Consider the following 16,276-nt stretch of genomic DNA (forward strand, 5'->3'; position numbering starts at 1 on the left):
TGCATGGACCGCCCGTCCCGCAAATGGTGGATGCTGGCGATCGTCTCCGCCGGATTCGTCGCGATGACGACCAACTGGTTCAACATCGCCGCCGGATTCGGCCAGATCAGCGAGACCTTCCAGCTGGACATCCCCCAGGTCACCTTACTGATCTCCGTGTTCGTCATCGGCTACGGCGTCTTCCACATCCCGGGTGGGGTGCTGGCGACGCGCATGGGCATGCGCTGGGTACTCGCCCTCGGCCTCACCGTCGAGGGCGCCGCCGTCATCCTCTCCGCCACCGCGAACGACTTCGCCACCCTGCTCGTCTTCCGCGTGCTGTGCGGTGTCGGCGCCTCGGTGTTCGCGGCCGTGGGTGTCGCGGCCGTCAGCGTCTGGTTCCGGAATCGGCACCACGCACTGGCCCTGGGCATCACCTCCGCCTGCTTCAGCGTCGGTTCCGCCGCGGGTCTGTACACCTGGCGCGACCTCACCGACGCGTTCGGCTGGCGCACGGCGCTGGTCGCCGGGGGTGCCCTGTGCGTCGTCGTCGGCGTGGTGACCGCCGCCGCCTTCCGGGTCCCCGCCGACGGCGACCACCTGCGTGGCATTCGGCTGACCCGTGCCGCCCTGCGCGAGAGCCTCATGAACCGTGGCATCTGGCTGTACGGCGCCGCCTTCCTCGGTGCCTACGGCGCTTTCATCGCCGGCTCCCAGCTGATCGCCGGCTACGGGCTCGACCAGAGGCACGTCGGCGCCGGCGAGGTGGCCCTGGCCGCCTTCCTCATCGGGATCGCCGGTGTGCCCGGCAGTGTGGCGGGCGGCTGGATCAGTGACCGGCTGTCCAGCCGACGTAACGTCTTCGTCGCGGCGGCCGTGACCGAAGGGGTGTTCGTCCTGCTCGTGCCGCTGAGCGGACCCGGCTGGTTCTGGGTGCCCGCCATGGGTGTCGGCTTCATGTTCAACTTCGCGCTGGCCGTGTGGCAGACCATCCCCGGCGACCGGCCAGGGCTGTCGCAGGAGAACATCGGCACCGCCTTCGGGCTGATGCTGACGATCTCGGCGGTGGGCGGGTTCGCCCTGCCGTACCTGTTCGGCGAGCTCGCCCCCACGGCGGGCTACCCGCTGGCCTGGTCGGTGCTCGGCGTGCTCAGCATCGGTTGCGCGTTCCTGGCCATGCTCAACGGTGAAACCCGACGCACCGGACGGCGGAATCCCCCGCTCCCCACCGCCTCCGACGCCTGACTTTGGCCCTGTCCGCACCGGCTGCTCCTCCTGCCGGTGGGCGCGGAGCCGCCGCGCTCGAACCGGCTTCGCCGAAGGCTCCGTGACCTCGATGGCCGCCGCCCCGCCTTCCGGTTCCTGATCCCGCCCTGCTGAGGCTCAGGGGGCTGCCATCCGGTGTTCCGGGAGACCCGGCGGATCCGGGACATGTCGCCAAGGGCGCTCATCACCGTGTCGACCTCCTCTGCTCGGCCCCAGGAAGGCGTCAGTTCGGTCAGGTCCGGGTGGCGTTCGCCATCCAGGCGGCGGGCTCCTCAGCGGTGAGCCGTACCCTCCAGGGGCGGGGCGCCGAACAGGCGGCGGCCGGCCAGGCTCACATAGACCAGCGCCACCAGGACGGGCACCTCGATGAGCGGGCCGACCACCCCGGCCAGGGCCTGACCGGAGGTGACGCCGAACACCCCGATGGCCACCGCGATGGCCAGCTCGAAGTTGTTGCCCGCCGCGGTGAACGCCAACGTCGCGGTGCGGTCGTACGGCAGGCCGATCGCCCGCCCGAACAGGAACGAACCGCCCCACATCACAGCGAAGTAGACCAGCAGCGGCAGTGCGATCCGGGTCACGTCGCCGGGCCGTTCACCGATGGTGTGCCCTTGGAGGGCGAACAGGACGACGATGGTGAACAGCAGGCCGTACAGGGCGACGGGCCCGATCCTGGGCAGGAACCGCTCCTCGTACCACTGGCGGCCCTTCGAGCGCTCGCCGAGCTTGCGGGAGACGTATCCGGCGGTCAGCGGGACGCCCAGGAAGATCAACACGCTTTGCGCGATGTCCCAGGCGGAGATCTGCAGCGCGGCCCCTTCACCAAGTCCGAGCCAGCCGGGCAGGATCTGCAGGTAGAACCAGCCCAGCGCGGCGAAGGCGACCACCTGGAAGACGGAGTTGATCGCGACCAGGACGGCGGCGGCCTCCCGGTCGCCGCAGGCCAGGTCGTTCCAGATGAGCACCATGGCGATGCAGCGGGCCAGCCCGACGATGATCAGCCCGGTGCGGTAGGCGGGCAGGTCGGGCAGCAGGGTCCAGGCCAGGGCGAACATCAGCGCCGGGCCGACGACCCAGTTCAGCAGCAGGGAGGACAGGAGCAGGCGGCGGTCGCCGGTGACGGCGCCGAGCCGGTCGTAGCGGACCTTGGCCAGCACCGGGTACATCATCAGCAACAGTCCCAGGGCGATCGGCAACGAGATCCCGGCGACCTTGACCGCCTCCAGAGCGGCGTTCAGGCCGGGTACGGCCCGGCCGAGCAGCAGCCCTGCCGCCATCGCGACCCCGATCCACACCGGCAGGAACCGGTCCAGCGTCGACAGGGCGCCGATCACCCCCGCCCGCTTCGCCGTGGCGGAATCCGATACACCGGCAGACGATGACGACGAGGGCGAGGTGGGCATGAGGGTTCCTTCGAAGCCGGTCAGGCGGGAGCGGGGACGGTGATCAGGCCGGACAGCTCGGCCAGCGTCTCGGGCACCAGGCGGTAGTACACCCACGAGGCGCGCCGCTCCGAGACCAGCAGTCCGACTTCTTTGAGGACTTTCAGGTGGTGGCTGATGGTGGGCTGGGAGACGTCGAAGGCGCCGGTGATGTCGCACACACACGCCTCGCCACCGGCGTGGCTGGCCACGATCGACAGGATCCGCAGCCGCACCGGATCCCCCAGCGCCTTGAACACCCGGGCCACGGCAGCCGCCTGATCGGCGTTCAACGGCTCGCGCGTCAGCGGCGAACCGCACTCCAACAGCTCCAGCGGCTCCATCGTCTCCCCTTTCGGCCACCCCGGCCGGTAACGGTTTCCGAGTTTATCTATATTGACATCCATCTATACATAAGCGGTGTGAGCGGCCGGGTCAGCGGTGCGGACCAGGCGCGGAGGGCGGCGCCGGGTCGGATGCCGGCACGCCGAGATCGGCCAGCAGGACGCGCACCCGGCGCTCGATCTCGTCCCGGATGGGGCGCACCCACTCCGGCCCCTTGCCCATCGGGTCGTCGACCTTCCAGTCCTCATAACGCTTGCCGGGGAAGATCGGGCAGGCGTCCCCGCAGCCCATGGTGACCACGACGTCGGCGGCCTGGACGATCTCCTCGGTCCACGGCTTGGGGAACCCCTTGGAGATGTCGATGCCGACCTCGGCCATGACGGCGATCGCGGTGGGGTTGATCTCGGAGGCGAACTCCGAACCGCCCGACCAGGCCACGGCGCGCCCACCGGCCAGGTGCTCGAAGAAGCCCAGTGCCATCTGGCTGCGACCGGCGTTGTGCACGCACAGGAACAGCACGATCGGCCGCCCGTCGGAGCGGCCCTCGATGCGGGCCAGGGCGTACAGGCGCTGACGGGCGAAGCGCTCGGCCAGCAGCGGCAGGAAGTCGGCCACCGCGGCCTTGCCGGCGAACCGGTCGTAGCCGGTGTGCAGGAACCGCTCGATCGTCTCGGCGCCGAAGAGGCCGGCGAACTCCTCGCTCAGCCGGCGGGCCGCGGTGGTCAGGGCCAGGTGCTGGTCGATGGTCAGATCGTCGCGCTTGTAGGTACCGGTCACGGCAACGCTCCCTGAACGCCCTCATGGAATCGATGGTTGTCGAATTCGACTTCTGTCGATATTGATACTCGTCGATTCTAGTCGGGGCGAGCGGCGCGTGAACAGCCCTGCCTCACCTCGCGCTCCCCGACGCGGGCAGCCCGCACCTGGCCGAACTCCCTGCCTGTCGCCCTCCCCCTCCGCCCAGGGCCTTCGGGAAAAAGCTCCCGCCCGCAGCACTCCGGCCCCGTACGGCGAAGCGCCGGGGCTCGCGGGCGGGCGAACGACGGCCGCCCTCCAGGCCGGGCAGGGGCAGGTCACCTCCAGGTGCGATCCGCAACGCGGCTTGGCCGGGATCTGCGAAATCCTCGGCGGCCACACCGTCCGCGGGGCCGAGGGTGAAACCGGCCGCCGTCGATCCTCGCCCCGTCTGAGGACCTCCCATGTTCTCGCGGCGGCTCCACCCAGGGTTTTCTGAGGCGGCTCTCACCTGGGGCTCTGTCGGGCGGCTGAGGCGGGCGGGAAGAACAAGACTGTTGTCCACGCATTTTCTCGTGCACGGTTGTCGGCGTCCCCACCCCATGCCGACAGGAGTTCCCGCATGTCCGAAACGGTGCCGCTGCATCTCGCGGGCAACAACGCCCCCGTCGCCGAGGAGGCGACCCTGGAACCGTCCAAGGTCGTCGGCGAGATCCCGGCCGAGCTGGGCGGGCAGTTCTTCCGCAACGGGCCCAACCCGCGCACCGGCTGGTCGCCGCACTCCTTCGCGGGCGACGGCATGATCCACACCATCGCGCTGGAGGGCGGCAGGGCGCGCTGGTACCGCAACCGGTACGTGCGCACGCCGCTCCACGGGAACCCCGGCCGGTCCCGCTTCGCCCTCGCCTTCAACCAGGAGACCGGCCGGATCGACTACCGCGTCACCACCGCCAACACCCACCTGATCACGCACGCGGGCCGGCTGTTCGCCCTGGAGGAGGGCGGCTTCCCGTACGAGGTGACGCCGGACCTCGCAACGATCGGGGCGTACACCTTCGGCGGGGCCCTGCGGACCCCGATGACCGCGCACCCGAAGGCCTGCCCGATCACCGGTGAGCTGCTGTTCTTCGGCTACCAGCTGCGCCCGCCGTACCTGACCTACTACCGCGCCACGGCCGCCGGCGAAGTGGTGCAGAGGCGGGTCGTGGACGTGCCGCGGGCGACGATGACGCACGACTTCGCCATCACCCGCAACCACGTGATCTTCATGGACCTGCCGGTCGTCTTCGACCCCGCCCAGGCGGCTGCGGGCGGGCCGCCGTGGCGCTGGGACGACGCGCACCGCGCCCGGTTCGGCGTGCTGGCGCGTACGGCCGGCGACGACGCGCCCGTACGCTGGTTCGACGTCGTCCCGTGCTACGTGTGGCACACCATGAACGCCTTCGAGGACCCGCGGGGCGACACGATCACCGTCACCGGCACCCGCGTCCCCACGCTGTGGCACGGCGGCGCCGACGACCTGGAGGGCGGGCTCCCGATCGTGTACCGCTGGACGCTGGACCTGAGGTCGGGCACGGTCACCGAGGAGGCGCTCGACGACGCGCCCAGCGAATACCCCCGTGTGGCCGACTCGATGCTCGGACTGCCCCACCGTTACGGCTACACGACGAGCTTCTCCCTGGACGCCGAGCCTGAGCGGTCGGAGATCTACGCCTACGACCTCACCGGCGGCGGCGAACGGGCGGTGCACCGCCTCCCTCCAGGCCACACCTGCGGCGAGGCCGTCTTCGTGCCCCGGGCCGGGACCGGTGAGAACGAGGGCTTCCTGATGACGTTCGCTCACGACCGTGGCGCCGGCACGAGCTACCTGGCCATCCTGGATGCCGCCGACCTGGCCGCGCCCCCGCTCGCCGAGGTACACGTCCCGGTGCGCGTCCCCGCGGGCTTCCACGGAAACTGGATTCCGGTCTGAGCATCGAGGAGCGCAGACCGGATTCTCGTCCCCGTCCTGACAGATGGTCCTGCCGATCCCACGGACAGCAGCGTGTGGTCAGCTGATTCCGATGTAGAGCCGGGGTGGCACGCCAGGCGTTTTCGATGCCGGGCATGCCGAGAGGATCGGCATCAGCCAAGGCCACGCCGCGTTACAGATCACCTCCAGAAGGTGACCACTTTGCATATTTACGTGCAAAGTGGTGCAAAAGTCGCGGAACACCGCCCGTTCAGGCGGGAGGTACGGCCCTGGCCGACGGTCGCGCCTGGGCCGTGGCCTTCGGGACCGTCGCGGAGACGGTGGCGACGGCGTGCTGGAGGCCGGTGTGCACGTGCAGGAGGGACAGGACGCCGGTGATCGTCAGCAGGCGCAGCGGAATCGGCTGGAGTTCGGCCAGGTGGAGGCTGCTACCCTCCCGCTCGGCGGCCATGTGGGCGGCCAGCAGTACCGTCAGGCCGCCGCTGTCCAGGAAGCCCACCCCGCTCATATCCACGATGACCGGCTTGCCCCGCCGTCGGGCCTGGACCAGGGCCGCCTCCAACTGGGCCGAGGTGGTCGCGTCCACCTCGCCGACGACGCACAGCAATGTGGCGTCGAGCAGGTACGTGCTCGTGGTCATCAGACCAGGACGGCATCCGGAATGAGAGGCGGGCATGGCGTGCTCCAACATCGATCCAGCGTCCAGACAACGCGGGAGAACTACCTGACTCCCACCATAATGCCGAAGTATATTTCCGGAAAGACCATTCGGTGTCCGCTGGCGGAAGATCCCCTCACGGGGAGACGGACACACCCCGAGATCAGAAAGCACAATGGTTGCCATGGACAGGCCTGCCGATCGTTCCTCCTGGACCTTCCTCACCCACCACGCACGCGTGCTGCTGGAGATCGCACGCCACCCGGAAAGCCGGCTGCGTGACATCGCCCAGAGCATCGGGATCACCGAGCGCGCGGTCCAGGGAATCGTGGCCGACCTGCACCAGGCCGGATATCTCACCATCGAGCGCGTCGGCCGACGCAACCGCTACCACCTCAACCTCGAACGCGGCTTCCGTCACCCCACCGAGGCCCACGCCCCGGTCCGCGCCCTGGTCGAGCTGTTCGCCGCCTTCGACGCCCCGAGTCTGCCGGAGCAGGCCGACTCCCACAGGACCCCCGCGCCGATCTCCTCATGAGACCGGCGCACGTCGGCCGTCGTTCTCGACCTCAACTCCGCGACCCCGCAGCGCCGATCCCTCATGAGACCGGCGCACGCCCGGCGCCGAGCACCCGGAGCCGTCTCTCACTCCGAGAGTCTCACTCCGAGACGAGCAACTCGGCGACGGCCTGACCGACGCTGTCGCGCAGCTCGAAGCGCGGCAGCAGGCCGGTCTGGTCCAGCAGGTGCCGCAGGCCGTGGGGAAGGCCCACCAGCAGCAACCGGCCGGTGGCGGTGTCCTCGACACGCTGGCGTGTCCAGGCCAGAAGGCCTACCGCGGTGGAGTCGTAGAAGGTCAGCCGGGACAGCTCCAGCACCAGGCGTGGTCCCGAGCTCTGCTCCCAGGCCGCCTTGACGTGGCCGGCGAGCGTGGGGGCGGTGATGAAGTCCAGGTGGCCGCCGACCCGCAGCACGCTGCAGTGCCCGTGATGGACCACCTGAACCCGCAGGTCCTGCCTGGAGGAGCTCACCTCGTTCTTTCCTCTCGTCGCCCTGGCCGGTGAGCCGTGTGCGATACCCCGTCCTCGGGCGACAATGCCTGCTGTCCGCCTCAGGGCGTCGTCAAAAGTCGTGTCGTCGCCCCTGATGGCGGTCCCTGCAACGTGACCGGGCTCATCGGACGGAACCTGCTCGGCCCCTGACCGTGGCTACGGGAGTCCTGGGCTTGTGGCGACCGACCTCACGGATGACGTGCCGAAATGCCGGTGGGGGGTGCCTGAGCGTCAGCCGGTCCGGTCACCGGGTCGGACCGATCCACGTTCCCAGGCCAGGGCCGCGACCACACCGATGGCATAGGCGACCAGGTCCCATGGGTCGGGGAACGCGCCGACCAGGACACCGCCGACACCCGGCGGGGTCATGCCGACTACTTGGTAGAACTCGACGGCGGCGGCGATCGCGGCCGTGGCCAGGGCGCGGCGTGCGGCGGTGGTGCGCCACAGCAGCCCCAGGAACGCGTAGACCAGCATGGTGGCGCTGACGTCGCTCACGTAGCCGCGGACGAACGGCTGCCCCGGGCCCCGGTAGAGAAGGACGAACGCGCCGACGGCGAGAGCGACGCCGCCCAGCAGGACCATGGCGCGGCGCATGAGGCTGACATCTTCTCCGAATCTCAACGATCAGGACGAACCTGATCATAGAGTTCGTCCCTTATGGCGGCACGCCGATCGCGTCAGGTCAGCGACCGCGCGGTGGGAGGTGGACAGGGCCTCTGGTACCGCTGATCCCAAGGGACGGCCATGCCCGGATCCATGAATGGGACACGGCGCTCAGATCTCGGCCCTGAGCGACAGTGCCCGGCACAGAACCACGACCTCCTCCACCCAGGCTTCCGGCCGTTCCTGGTCGAAGCTCGCCATGGTCTCCAGCGCCCGGTACCGCTCGAACGGCAGGTCCGGCAGGCGGGCCTCGGCCAGCCGCCGGGCCCGCCACTTCGGCAGCTGGGAACCGTAGACACCACGGCTCTCCAGGAGCGCGTCGACGGCATGGCCGAGTGCCTGGCGTGCCGACAGCACGGCGCCGGTGACATCGCCGGTGGCGAGCTGGCCCAAGGCGTCGTCAAGGCAACCGTCCGCTGCGGCCAGCGAGCGGGTGACCAGGAACGCCTGGAAGGCGGGAGTCGTCGACGGCCAGCCCGCGGCGGCCAGCGCGGCACCGGCTTCGGCTCGCCGTTCGGCGATGCGCCGCCGCAGCGGAGCGATGAGATCGCCCGACCGGAGGATCGCCGCGCCGAGCCGCAGTGACAGCGACGACGCGAGCAAAGGAGCCACCACCCGGCGGACGGGCCCCGGTCAACGCCGGGGCGGACAGGCAGTGACCGAGCCGTAGGCCCCCATGCCGAAGGCCTTGGAGGGTCCGCGGACCACGATCAAATTGGGGGTGCGTGACACCGGTGGCGCGGCGCTGAACCCGGGCGGGCAGTAGTTGGCGTTCGACTCGTCCACCAGGACGACGACGCCGTCCGCGGACAGTTCGGCGCAGAGTCCGCTCACCGCGGCCAGGTCGGTGAACCCGTCGGTGGTGAGCGCTGGCCGTTCCATGGCGACAAGCCGGGCGCCGTGGCGGCGGACGTGGGCGACGTGGGCGCCCACCGCCTCGTCATCGGGCTTCTCACCGGGCTTTTCACCGGCGCCGACGCATCGCCCGTCGGCGGCCTCCACCCAGTGGGGGAGATCGGGGTAGACGTCTCCGGCCACATACACGGGCGCCGAACCGGCGAGGCGGACCAGACTCTGCAGCAGAGGCCCCACCCCGGCGCCGCAGGTGACCGGCACGGGTTCCCAACGATCACCGAGATGACGTGCCACGGCCGGTCCGAGAACGCCCTCGCCGTAAGGGTCCTTGACCAGGTAGCCGGTGAGGTAGGGCAACGCCCCCGACCCCTCGGCCGACAGTTCCCGCGCGCAGAGTTCCAGCGGATCGGCGCCGGGATGCTCGCGCTCGTCCACGGTCCATGCGAGGTTCAGGATGTCGGGGTCATCGGTCAATGTCTCCAGCCGCTCGTACGAGTCAATGGCAAGCGACATTGTTCCCTCCGCATCTCCGCAGCCTCGCCGAATGGTGGGTTCGCCTGGTGTGCCGGGATCGATGCTCACGAGCGGTGACGATTACGAATATGACGGCCGGCGGCAGGGGAGCCGCCGTCACGGTAATGCTGGTCATAACCCGGTAATGCCGGTAAGCGCCTTGTTCGCCGGACAGGCTCGGAGATCACGGTCACTATACCGTACCGCACCGCCGTCATTCGTGGAGGAACACCTTCACCAATGGCCTTCACCGCCGGGGGCCACACGGTGAACTCCGGCCGGAGTGGATTACCACGCGGTTAGGTTTTTCAGCCTACCTCTTGCTGAGAATCTGTGTAAAACTGACGCTGAGACATCCGGCGACTTTGCGGCAAGCGTTTCTCCGGGGGTGTGTCGAGTGGTTGACGACACCGCGGAGTCTTCTTCCCGAAGATGCTCGTTCTGTGGCAGGAGCGCCCGTGAAGTGGGCGGAATGATTGACTCGTCGACGGCGATGATCTGCCACGGGTGCGCCGAGCTGTGTCACGAGGCGGTCGTCGAGCGGCGCGGCGAGGCCTCCGCGCAACCCTTGGGCGAGCCGCCGAGGCCGCACGACATCAAGGCGTTTCTTGACACCTACGTGGTGGGCCGGGAGCGGGCGAAACAAGCACTCTCCGTCGCCGTCTTCAGCCATTACAAGCGGGTCCGGGTGAATGCCTCATCACGGCGTCCCAGCGACGCCGAGCCGACGAAGTCAAATGTTCTTCCACTGGGCCCGACCGGCTCCGGCAAGACGCCTCTGGTGCAGAGCCCGGCGCGTACGCTCAATGTTCCGAACCGGCCAATGGGGCGGCGCACCTGCAGGACGGGAACCGAACCCGCAATTCGCTGTCAACAAGGCAGCACATTGGCATCGGCCGATGATTGACAACAGAAGCATCATGTTGTCAAATTTTGCGGTGTAGTGGGGGCGGGCACGGGGAAGGAGCATGTTTGGCATGCGTATACGCAAAGGTCAGACCTCACGAGGAAACCTTGCGCATCTCAGATCCCGGCCCCTGGTCCTGCTTTCAACCGCCACCTTCATAAATACGGTCGGCAACGGCCTTTTTGTCACGACCAGCGTCCTCTTTTTCACCCGTGTCCAGGGAATCTCTCCGCAGCAGCTCGGTGTCGGGCTCACCCTCGGCGGCCTCTGCGGCATCGCCGTCGGCTACCCAATGGGAGTCTTCGCCGATCGATTCGGCCTGGTCAGGGTCCTCACCGCCCTGCTCGTGCTGGAGAGCGTCGGTGTGCTCGCCTACCTGCTCGCGGACACCTTTCCCGCCTTCCTCGTGGCCGTCGCCGTCGTGACCTTCCTGGACCGTGGCGCGATCTCGGTGCGCAACGCTCTCGTCTTCGAGGCCTTTCCGCCGGAGGAACGCCTGCGTGGCCGTGCCTACGTGCGCGCCGTCGGCAATGCCGGGACGGGTTTGGGAGCCGCGCTGGCGGCCATCGCGCTGGTGGCCGACACCCCGATGGCCTACCGCCTCATCGTGATCGTCAACGCGGTGACCTTCCTCGTCACCGCCGTGCTGATCCGCAGGATCGGGCACCGCCGGATCACCGGCCACCGCGAGCCGGCGTCGACGGGTGTCCGGCGCACCGGCGCCAACCCGTTCAGAAGCACGCCGTTCCTCGGGATAACGTTACTCAGCGCGATACTCGCGCTGCACATAGCCATCCTGGAAGTCGGTCTGCCCCTGTGGGTGACGACGAACACGAGTGCGCCTGCCGTCATCATTTCGGGCTGTCTGATTCTCAACACCGTCATGGTCATTCTTCTCCAGGTACGCCTCAGTCGAGGTTTGGACGATCCGCGCCGGGCCGCCACCGCCTGTTTTCGTTCCGCGGTGGCCTTCGCCGTCTCCTGCGCCGCGCTCGGTTCCGCGGCGTTCTTCGGCCCGCTGCTGGCCACCGCGCTGGTGCTGGTCGGCACGGCGACACTGACGCTGGGCGAAATCCTGTCCTCCGCGGGCGGCTGGAGTCTGAGTTATGACCTCGCGGACCCTTCGACCCCGGGTTCTTACCAGGGCGTTTTCAACAGCGGAATCGCGGCGGGCGGGCTGCTCGGTCCCCTCGCGGTGACCTCTGTCATTCTGCCCTTCCACCTGGGCGGATGGCTGGTCTTCGCCCTTGTCTTCTTCCTGGCCGGCAGCGGCTTCCACCCCTTCGCCCGCAGGGCGTCCACAAAAAGCAGTTCACCGGACACGGATCTCGACGAACTCCACGAAGGGAAGCCGGCCACTCCGAACTGACTCCGACGCGTCGCCGCGGAAGGAGCGTCATTCTTCGCCTCGCCTCACTCACCCGGCCGGGGAACCATTGGCCCGCCGGTGCGGAATTCACAGGCCTCCCGGGCGCAACCGTTCGGGGTCACCCTTTCCAGGACCATGCGACGACCACGAAGGTCGAGCGCTGCGCCGTTCTCGGCATGACCCACGCCGTCGGTCATCGGGGACCCGACGGTGAGGAGACCATGGTGGACGGGCCGGTCGGTCCGGCCTTCCGCCGCCTGGCCCTGGTGGGTCCGGACAACGGAACGCAACCGCTTCTCAGCGACGACGGTTCCGTCGTCCTGATCGCGAACGGCGAGGTGTACGACCATCGCGACCTGGAGAAATCCCGGATCCCCGACGTGGCGCTGCGGACCAGATCCGACTGCGAGGTCCTGGCCCACCTTTACGCCCGGGAGGGGCGCCACTTTCTGGATCACGTCGCGGGTGTGTTCGCCATCGCGCTGTGGGACCGCAAGCGCCGGACTCTCGTGCTGGCGCGAGACAGATTCGGCATCAAACCCCTCTACTACGCGCGGGTGGGCGACCAGAAGGGTCGAGCCGGATCACCACGCAGACCGTCGTCGCGAAGTGCGTCAGCGGGAGGGTCATGAGTCTGGGACCGGTCTCGGGGAGCGGCAACAGCGGCTACACCGTGGCGGTCTCCGATCCGGTGACCGTCTCCTGCTGACCGCGCCATCTTGGCCTCAATCGATCAGCAGACCTGCGAGGGAACCGGCCGAGCGCGCTTTCCGGTTCCGTTGCGGATCCCCCACCGACGCCCGGACAGCCGAGACCGCGCCCGTCGCCGCCGAAGAACCGGTCACGACGACGGTCCGTCCGCCGACGCCGTCCACCGACTCGCTGGGCCTGTCGTCGTCTCCGTCGCGTGCGCGGCGCCGACCGCACCGTCACGCCGGTAGCGAGCGAAACGCTCACCGAGAGCGCGGACCCCCGCGGCGAGCTTCGAGCGCGTCCAGGATCAGGTCCAGGCCGTAGCCGAACTCACCGGTGTGGTCGTAGCCCGGCTGCAGGGCGTGGTCACGGATCATCTCGGTGAGATACGGCAACTCCTCCGCAGGCAGATGCCGGAGGATGCCGCCCGCCACCTCCTCGACATCGTCCGGCGTCCTCACCGGCAGGTTCGCCTCCTGCAGGACGAATCCGGAGACGTAGCTGTCGATGAGCGAGACGGCGTGCGCGGCCATCGGCAGCGTGAATCCCGCCTCACGCAGGACGCCCAGGACGGCGTCGTGGTGACGCAGTGTCGCCGGTCCCGGATCGCGCCGGGAGTCCATGAGGCCGAGAGCCCAGCTGTGCCGGGACAGGATCACCCGTGCGGAGAAGGAACGCGCACGGATCGCCTCACGCCAGTCGCCGCCTTCGGCGCCGGGTAGCTCGATCGCCGCGAACACCATGTCGACCACGCCGTCGAGGATCGCGTCTTTGTTCGGCACGTGGTGGTAGAGCGACATCGCCTCCACGCCCAGTTCCTGCGCCACCCGGCGCATCGTGATCGCCTCCACGCCGCCGCGATCCGCGACCCGGATCGCGGCCTCCAGCACGAGGCCTCTGTTGAGCGGTTGCGATGGTGGCACGACGGCTCCGGAGTCCGGACGGGTTGACAGCCTTACGAGCGTAAGCCAACCTTACACCTGTAAGCAGCCTTACTACCGTAAGGCTCTTCGGGTTCGCGTCGGCCAGGGTTCGGACCTGTGACGCGCCCGCCGGGGCGAGAGAAGGAGATCTCCATGCCGATGCCGAGGTGGTGGGGACACGTGAACAAGAAGGTGTTCAACCCCCGCGCGATAGCCGGCGGTAGATGGCCGGTGCTGATCCACGTCGGCCGCGTTTCCGGTGCCACGTACCGCACGCCGATGGACGCGCATCCCGTCGACGGCGGTTACCTGTTCGTTCTGGTGTACGGATCGCGCTCCGACTGGGTGCGGAACGTCCTGACCGCCGGAAACGCGCGGCTCCGGGTCGACGGGAGAGAGGTGGAACTCACCGCCCCACGCCTCGTCGGGAAGGACGAGGCGTTCCAGGCCCTCCCCGATGAGGTGGCACGCCCACCGAAGCCGCTCCGCATCACCGAGTTCCTCCGCATGGACCTGCTCACAGGCTGATCCCGGCGGTCCTCGACCTGCGCGTCAGTCTTGCGCCCTCAGAGAGCCCGAACCCCGCCGATCCGGCGCCGACCACTCCGCCGCCATCGGGATCACAGGACAACCATCATGCATACGAACAGGCGGGCAGCCGCGATCGCGGGCACATTGGTCGTCGTCAGCATGATCGCCGGTGTGCTGAGCATCGTTCCCGCCCTTGATGAGCCACGCCGTCTCACTCTCGTTTCCGCGCACGAGAGCCAGGTCATCGTCGGCGCGATCGCCCAGTCCATCATGATCCCCGCCTACGTCGGGTTCGCGTTGTGCGTCTATCCGGCGTTGCGGGCGGAGAACGAGGCGCTCAGCCTGGGTTTCCTCGGGTTCAGGCTGATCGCGGCGACATTCCACTTCATCGGCGTGATCACCCTGCCCCTGTTCCTCGTCCTGGGCCATGAGTTCGCCGAAGCCGGCGCTTCGGACGCGTCCCACCTTGAGGTCTTGGGCGAGCTGCTGCGGACGGCACGCGACCTGGTCAACCACGTCGCGTTGATCATCGCGTTGAGCCTCGGAGATCTCCTGCTGTTCCGCGTTCTGTGGCGGTCGGGTTCCGTCCCCCGGTGGCTGTCCGGATGGGGATTCCTGGGAATCGGCGCGGCCATGTCGGCGAGCTTCCTGGTACTGCTTCGCCTGACCGACGTGGCCACGCCGCTCTACCTGGCCATGAACGCGCCGCTGGGCCTGCAGAGCCTCGTCTTCGCCGTGTGGTTGATGACGAGGGGTTTCGCCACGAACGCGCCGACCACGGTCCACCGGTACGGCTGACGCGCGGGCCGTCCCACCCTGTCGCGACGGACGTGGCGGGCCTGCGGCGCTCGTGACCGCAGGCGGGCCCGTCAGTGGTGGTAGGCGTGGACGACCGCGTGCCCCCGCCCCTTGCCGATGATCCACTTGTTGATCGGCGTGGTCACCAGGAACGCCACCAGCAGGGCGACCGCCAGCGCGCCCCAGAACAGCCCCGTGGTGAGCCCGGCGTCCATGGCACCGGGGATGACGAGCATCACGCCGTTGTCCACGATCTCCATCACGATGATCGACACCGTGTCGGCCGCCAGAGCCAGGGTGATCGCCTCCTTCCAACCCACCCCGGCCCGGCGAAGCGGGATGAGGGTGAGCAGGTAGCCGAAGAAGAAGGCCAGCACGACGGCCAGCACGATGGACGGGAGCGTGTGCCAGCCCAGCGCGGTGGCGATCACCAGCCCGAGCACCTCACCGATGGCGCATCCGGTCAGGCAGTGCAGGGTCGCCGAGGCCGCCATCCGCCAGGTGACCTTGCCGTGGCCGGCGTGCGCGTGCTGGTCGTGGTCGTGGTGGCCCGCGTGCTCGTGCCCCGCCTGCCCGGACATGCCGTGCCGACTGTGGTCGTGGTGCTGCTCGGCCATGGGAACTCCAGGTCTTTCGTACTTCCTTTGCCGTCACAGACGATATACCCCCTAGGGGTATATCGCAACGCTTCCACCACCGCCCAAGGCTCCCCGGACGCGCCGACCACACCTGAAAACCCGGGGACGACCCGAAGGTCACAGACGAGGTGCGGGCCGCAGGCTCATGCCGGTCGGTGTGCGTGAGGATCCGGCGGGGCCAGGGGTCCGGTTCGTCGAGAGGCCGCGCCCGCAACGGGGGGACCTCCTGCCGCCCACCCGGCCGAGCGCCCTCATGTGGTGGGTGCGGCACCGTACTCCGCAGGCCGCGGAGCACGGCGCCCGAAGCCGCGTTTCAGGAGAAGACGACGGAGCGCACCAGCAGGCGTTCCGAAGCGCCCGCGCCGGGGCGCAGGCTGTAGAAGGCAGCTCCCGTACAGCCGGCCTCAAGGAAGACCGTGGCCGTCGAGTCGGTCAGGTTCTTCGGCGCGTAGGAGGCCGACGTGCCGTCAGAGCCCGCCCCCCGGATGTCGATGCACCTCCCGCTCTCGGGGTTGTTGATGAAGCCGACGGCGTCGTACCCGTCGGCGGTCTTGTAGGAGTAACGGAACTGGCCCACGGCGGCCGACGCGGAGCCGGGAACCGCCAGAACCAGCATGAGGGCGCCGGCGGCGGCAGCCACGGCAGAGTGCAGACGCATGGATCTCCTCTTCACGAAACAGGGGAAACACTGAGCGCAATCATTAAGTCACGGTGAGTGTTCCATGTCGAACATGAGCCCGGCCGCAGGGAGGGGCCCCACCCCAGGACTTCGGCGCCGAGTTCGACGCGGCGCATGGCCGTACGGCGCTCCCGCGCGGACCCCGCCGAGGTGGTGCGCCGCGACGCGGTCGGCACGGACGGCGCCTTCTTCTGGGAGGCCGGCGGCAACGAACCGGTCACCGCCCTGCGGTGACCCGGAACCACGCACCACGGCCCTGACCACCGACGACCCTCA

General features: G+C 68.8%; 20 protein-coding genes. 9 read left to right on the top strand and 11 right to left on the bottom strand.

The window, feature by feature from the left end; all coding sequences use genetic code 11:
• The first annotated feature begins 3 nt into the window (after window positions 1-3).
• Window positions 4-1,224, top strand: coding sequence for an MFS transporter (locus ABZ470_RS29560; protein ID WP_362915509.1), 1,221 nt, complete (start codon window positions 4-6; stop codon window positions 1,222-1,224).
• A 293-nt stretch (window positions 1,225-1,517) separates the two neighbouring features.
• On the opposite strand, the gene arsB is transcribed toward ABZ470_RS29560, so the two are convergent.
• From arsB to ABZ470_RS29575, 3 genes are all read right to left on the bottom strand, one after another.
• A complete protein-coding gene (arsB, locus tag ABZ470_RS29565; RefSeq protein WP_362915511.1) occupies window positions 1,518-2,579 on the bottom strand; it encodes an ACR3 family arsenite efflux transporter in 1,062 nt (353 codons plus the stop codon).
• An 89-nt stretch (window positions 2,580-2,668) separates the two neighbouring features.
• Entirely contained in the window at window positions 2,669-3,010 is a 342-nt protein-coding gene (locus tag ABZ470_RS29570; protein WP_352014934.1) for a metalloregulator ArsR/SmtB family transcription factor, read from the bottom strand.
• A 91-nt stretch (window positions 3,011-3,101) separates the two neighbouring features.
• The gene (locus tag ABZ470_RS29575; protein ID WP_362915513.1) at window positions 3,102-3,788 is read right to left on the bottom strand and encodes an arsenate reductase ArsC; all 687 of its coding nucleotides are present in this window, start codon (window positions 3,786-3,788) and stop codon (window positions 3,102-3,104) included.
• 580 nt (window positions 3,789-4,368) lie between these two features.
• Here ABZ470_RS29575 and ABZ470_RS29580 point away from each other — a divergent pair.
• Window positions 4,369-5,718, top strand: coding sequence for a carotenoid oxygenase family protein (locus ABZ470_RS29580; RefSeq protein WP_362915515.1), 1,350 nt, complete (start codon window positions 4,369-4,371; stop codon window positions 5,716-5,718).
• Window positions 5,719-5,968: 250 nt separating this feature from the next.
• Here the strand turns inward: ABZ470_RS29580 and ABZ470_RS29585 are convergent, their stop codons facing one another.
• On the bottom strand, window positions 5,969-6,358 hold the full coding sequence (locus ABZ470_RS29585; protein WP_352014937.1) for an STAS domain-containing protein: 390 nt from the start codon (window positions 6,356-6,358) through the stop codon (window positions 5,969-5,971).
• A gap of 202 nt (window positions 6,359-6,560) precedes the next feature.
• Between ABZ470_RS29585 and ABZ470_RS29590 the strand changes: the two genes are divergently transcribed.
• Window positions 6,561-6,914, top strand: a complete 354-nt coding sequence (locus ABZ470_RS29590; protein WP_362915517.1) for a helix-turn-helix domain-containing protein — start codon at window positions 6,561-6,563, stop codon at window positions 6,912-6,914.
• Window positions 6,915-7,035: 121 nt separating this feature from the next.
• On the opposite strand, the gene ABZ470_RS29595 is transcribed toward ABZ470_RS29590, so the two are convergent.
• The 4 genes from ABZ470_RS29595 to ABZ470_RS29610 form a co-directional block, all read right to left on the bottom strand.
• A complete protein-coding gene (locus ABZ470_RS29595; RefSeq protein ID WP_362915519.1) occupies window positions 7,036-7,407 on the bottom strand; it encodes an STAS domain-containing protein in 372 nt (123 codons plus the stop codon).
• 252 nt (window positions 7,408-7,659) lie between these two features.
• Window positions 7,660-8,025, bottom strand: coding sequence for a DUF2809 domain-containing protein (locus tag ABZ470_RS29600; protein WP_362915521.1), 366 nt, complete (start codon window positions 8,023-8,025; stop codon window positions 7,660-7,662).
• Between the two features lie 180 nt (window positions 8,026-8,205).
• The gene (locus tag ABZ470_RS29605) at window positions 8,206-8,709 is read right to left on the bottom strand and encodes a hypothetical protein (RefSeq protein WP_362915523.1); all 504 of its coding nucleotides are present in this window, start codon (window positions 8,707-8,709) and stop codon (window positions 8,206-8,208) included.
• Between the two features lie 18 nt (window positions 8,710-8,727).
• Complete coding sequence (locus tag ABZ470_RS29610) at window positions 8,728-9,462, bottom strand: hypothetical protein (RefSeq protein WP_362915525.1); 735 nt, start codon at window positions 9,460-9,462, stop codon at window positions 8,728-8,730.
• A 397-nt stretch (window positions 9,463-9,859) separates the two neighbouring features.
• Here ABZ470_RS29610 and ABZ470_RS29615 point away from each other — a divergent pair, with 397 nt between their 5' ends.
• The 3 genes from ABZ470_RS29615 to ABZ470_RS29625 all read left to right on the top strand — a co-directional run bounded on the left by ABZ470_RS29615 (window position 9,860) and on the right by ABZ470_RS29625 (window position 12,370).
• The gene (locus tag ABZ470_RS29615) at window positions 9,860-10,369 is read left to right on the top strand and encodes a ClpX C4-type zinc finger protein (protein ID WP_362915527.1); all 510 of its coding nucleotides are present in this window, start codon (window positions 9,860-9,862) and stop codon (window positions 10,367-10,369) included.
• A 61-nt stretch (window positions 10,370-10,430) separates the two neighbouring features.
• On the top strand, window positions 10,431-11,738 hold the full coding sequence (locus tag ABZ470_RS29620; protein WP_362915529.1) for an MFS transporter: 1,308 nt from the start codon (window positions 10,431-10,433) through the stop codon (window positions 11,736-11,738).
• Between the two features lie 176 nt (window positions 11,739-11,914).
• On the top strand, window positions 11,915-12,370 hold the full coding sequence (locus tag ABZ470_RS29625; protein ID WP_362915531.1) for a hypothetical protein: 456 nt from the start codon (window positions 11,915-11,917) through the stop codon (window positions 12,368-12,370).
• Between the two features lie 321 nt (window positions 12,371-12,691).
• Here the strand turns inward: ABZ470_RS29625 and ABZ470_RS29630 are convergent, their stop codons facing one another.
• Complete coding sequence (locus ABZ470_RS29630; RefSeq protein WP_362915533.1) at window positions 12,692-13,354, bottom strand: TetR/AcrR family transcriptional regulator; 663 nt, start codon at window positions 13,352-13,354, stop codon at window positions 12,692-12,694.
• A 153-nt stretch (window positions 13,355-13,507) separates the two neighbouring features.
• Here ABZ470_RS29630 and ABZ470_RS29635 point away from each other — a divergent pair, with 153 nt between their 5' ends.
• Both ABZ470_RS29635 and ABZ470_RS29640 read left to right on the top strand, forming a co-directional pair.
• Window positions 13,508-13,882, top strand: coding sequence for a nitroreductase family deazaflavin-dependent oxidoreductase (locus ABZ470_RS29635; protein WP_362915535.1), 375 nt, complete (start codon window positions 13,508-13,510; stop codon window positions 13,880-13,882).
• A 108-nt stretch (window positions 13,883-13,990) separates the two neighbouring features.
• Window positions 13,991-14,683, top strand: a complete 693-nt coding sequence (locus ABZ470_RS29640) for a DUF4386 domain-containing protein (RefSeq protein ID WP_362915537.1) — start codon at window positions 13,991-13,993, stop codon at window positions 14,681-14,683.
• Window positions 14,684-14,754: 71 nt separating this feature from the next.
• Here ABZ470_RS29640 and ABZ470_RS29645 read toward each other — a convergent pair whose 3' ends face one another.
• Both ABZ470_RS29645 and ABZ470_RS29650 read right to left on the bottom strand, forming a co-directional pair.
• Window positions 14,755-15,300: a DUF4396 domain-containing protein gene (locus tag ABZ470_RS29645; protein WP_352014950.1), complete on the bottom strand. Its 546-nt coding sequence runs from the start codon at window positions 15,298-15,300 to the stop codon at window positions 14,755-14,757.
• A gap of 334 nt (window positions 15,301-15,634) precedes the next feature.
• Entirely contained in the window at window positions 15,635-15,979 is a 345-nt protein-coding gene (locus ABZ470_RS29650; protein ID WP_362915539.1) for a hypothetical protein, read from the bottom strand.
• Between the two features lie 57 nt (window positions 15,980-16,036).
• Between ABZ470_RS29650 and ABZ470_RS29655 the strand changes: the two genes are divergently transcribed.
• Window positions 16,037-16,234, top strand: coding sequence for a hypothetical protein (locus ABZ470_RS29655; protein WP_362915541.1), 198 nt, complete (start codon window positions 16,037-16,039; stop codon window positions 16,232-16,234).
• Window positions 16,235-16,276 lie beyond the last annotated feature (42 nt).

Source organism: Streptosporangium sp. NPDC020072, assembly GCF_040631445.1.
Classification (GTDB): domain Bacteria; phylum Actinomycetota; class Actinomycetes; order Streptosporangiales; family Streptosporangiaceae; genus Streptosporangium.

Coding starts and splice junctions, on each gene's coding strand:
- ABZ470_RS29560 (WP_362915509.1), top strand. CDS start 4: ATGGACCGCCCGTCCCGCAAATGGTGGATGCTGGCGATCGTCTCCGCC.
- ABZ470_RS29570 (WP_352014934.1), bottom strand. CDS start 3,010: ATGGAGCCGCTGGAGCTGTTGGAGTGCGGTTCGCCGCTGACGCGCGAG.
- ABZ470_RS29580 (WP_362915515.1), top strand. CDS start 4,369: ATGTCCGAAACGGTGCCGCTGCATCTCGCGGGCAACAACGCCCCCGTC.
- ABZ470_RS29585 (WP_352014937.1), bottom strand. CDS start 6,358: ATGACCACGAGCACGTACCTGCTCGACGCCACATTGCTGTGCGTCGTC.
- ABZ470_RS29590 (WP_362915517.1), top strand. CDS start 6,561: ATGGACAGGCCTGCCGATCGTTCCTCCTGGACCTTCCTCACCCACCAC.
- ABZ470_RS29600 (WP_362915521.1), bottom strand. CDS start 8,025: ATGCGCCGCGCCATGGTCCTGCTGGGCGGCGTCGCTCTCGCCGTCGGC.
- ABZ470_RS29610 (WP_362915525.1), bottom strand. CDS start 9,462: ATGTCGCTTGCCATTGACTCGTACGAGCGGCTGGAGACATTGACCGAT.
- ABZ470_RS29620 (WP_362915529.1), top strand. CDS start 10,431: ATGTTTGGCATGCGTATACGCAAAGGTCAGACCTCACGAGGAAACCTT.
- ABZ470_RS29625 (WP_362915531.1), top strand. CDS start 11,915: ATGACCCACGCCGTCGGTCATCGGGGACCCGACGGTGAGGAGACCATG.
- ABZ470_RS29635 (WP_362915535.1), top strand. CDS start 13,508: ATGCCGATGCCGAGGTGGTGGGGACACGTGAACAAGAAGGTGTTCAAC.
- ABZ470_RS29640 (WP_362915537.1), top strand. CDS start 13,991: ATGCATACGAACAGGCGGGCAGCCGCGATCGCGGGCACATTGGTCGTC.
- ABZ470_RS29645 (WP_352014950.1), bottom strand. CDS start 15,300: ATGGCCGAGCAGCACCACGACCACAGTCGGCACGGCATGTCCGGGCAG.
- ABZ470_RS29650 (WP_362915539.1), bottom strand. CDS start 15,979: ATGCGTCTGCACTCTGCCGTGGCTGCCGCCGCCGGCGCCCTCATGCTG.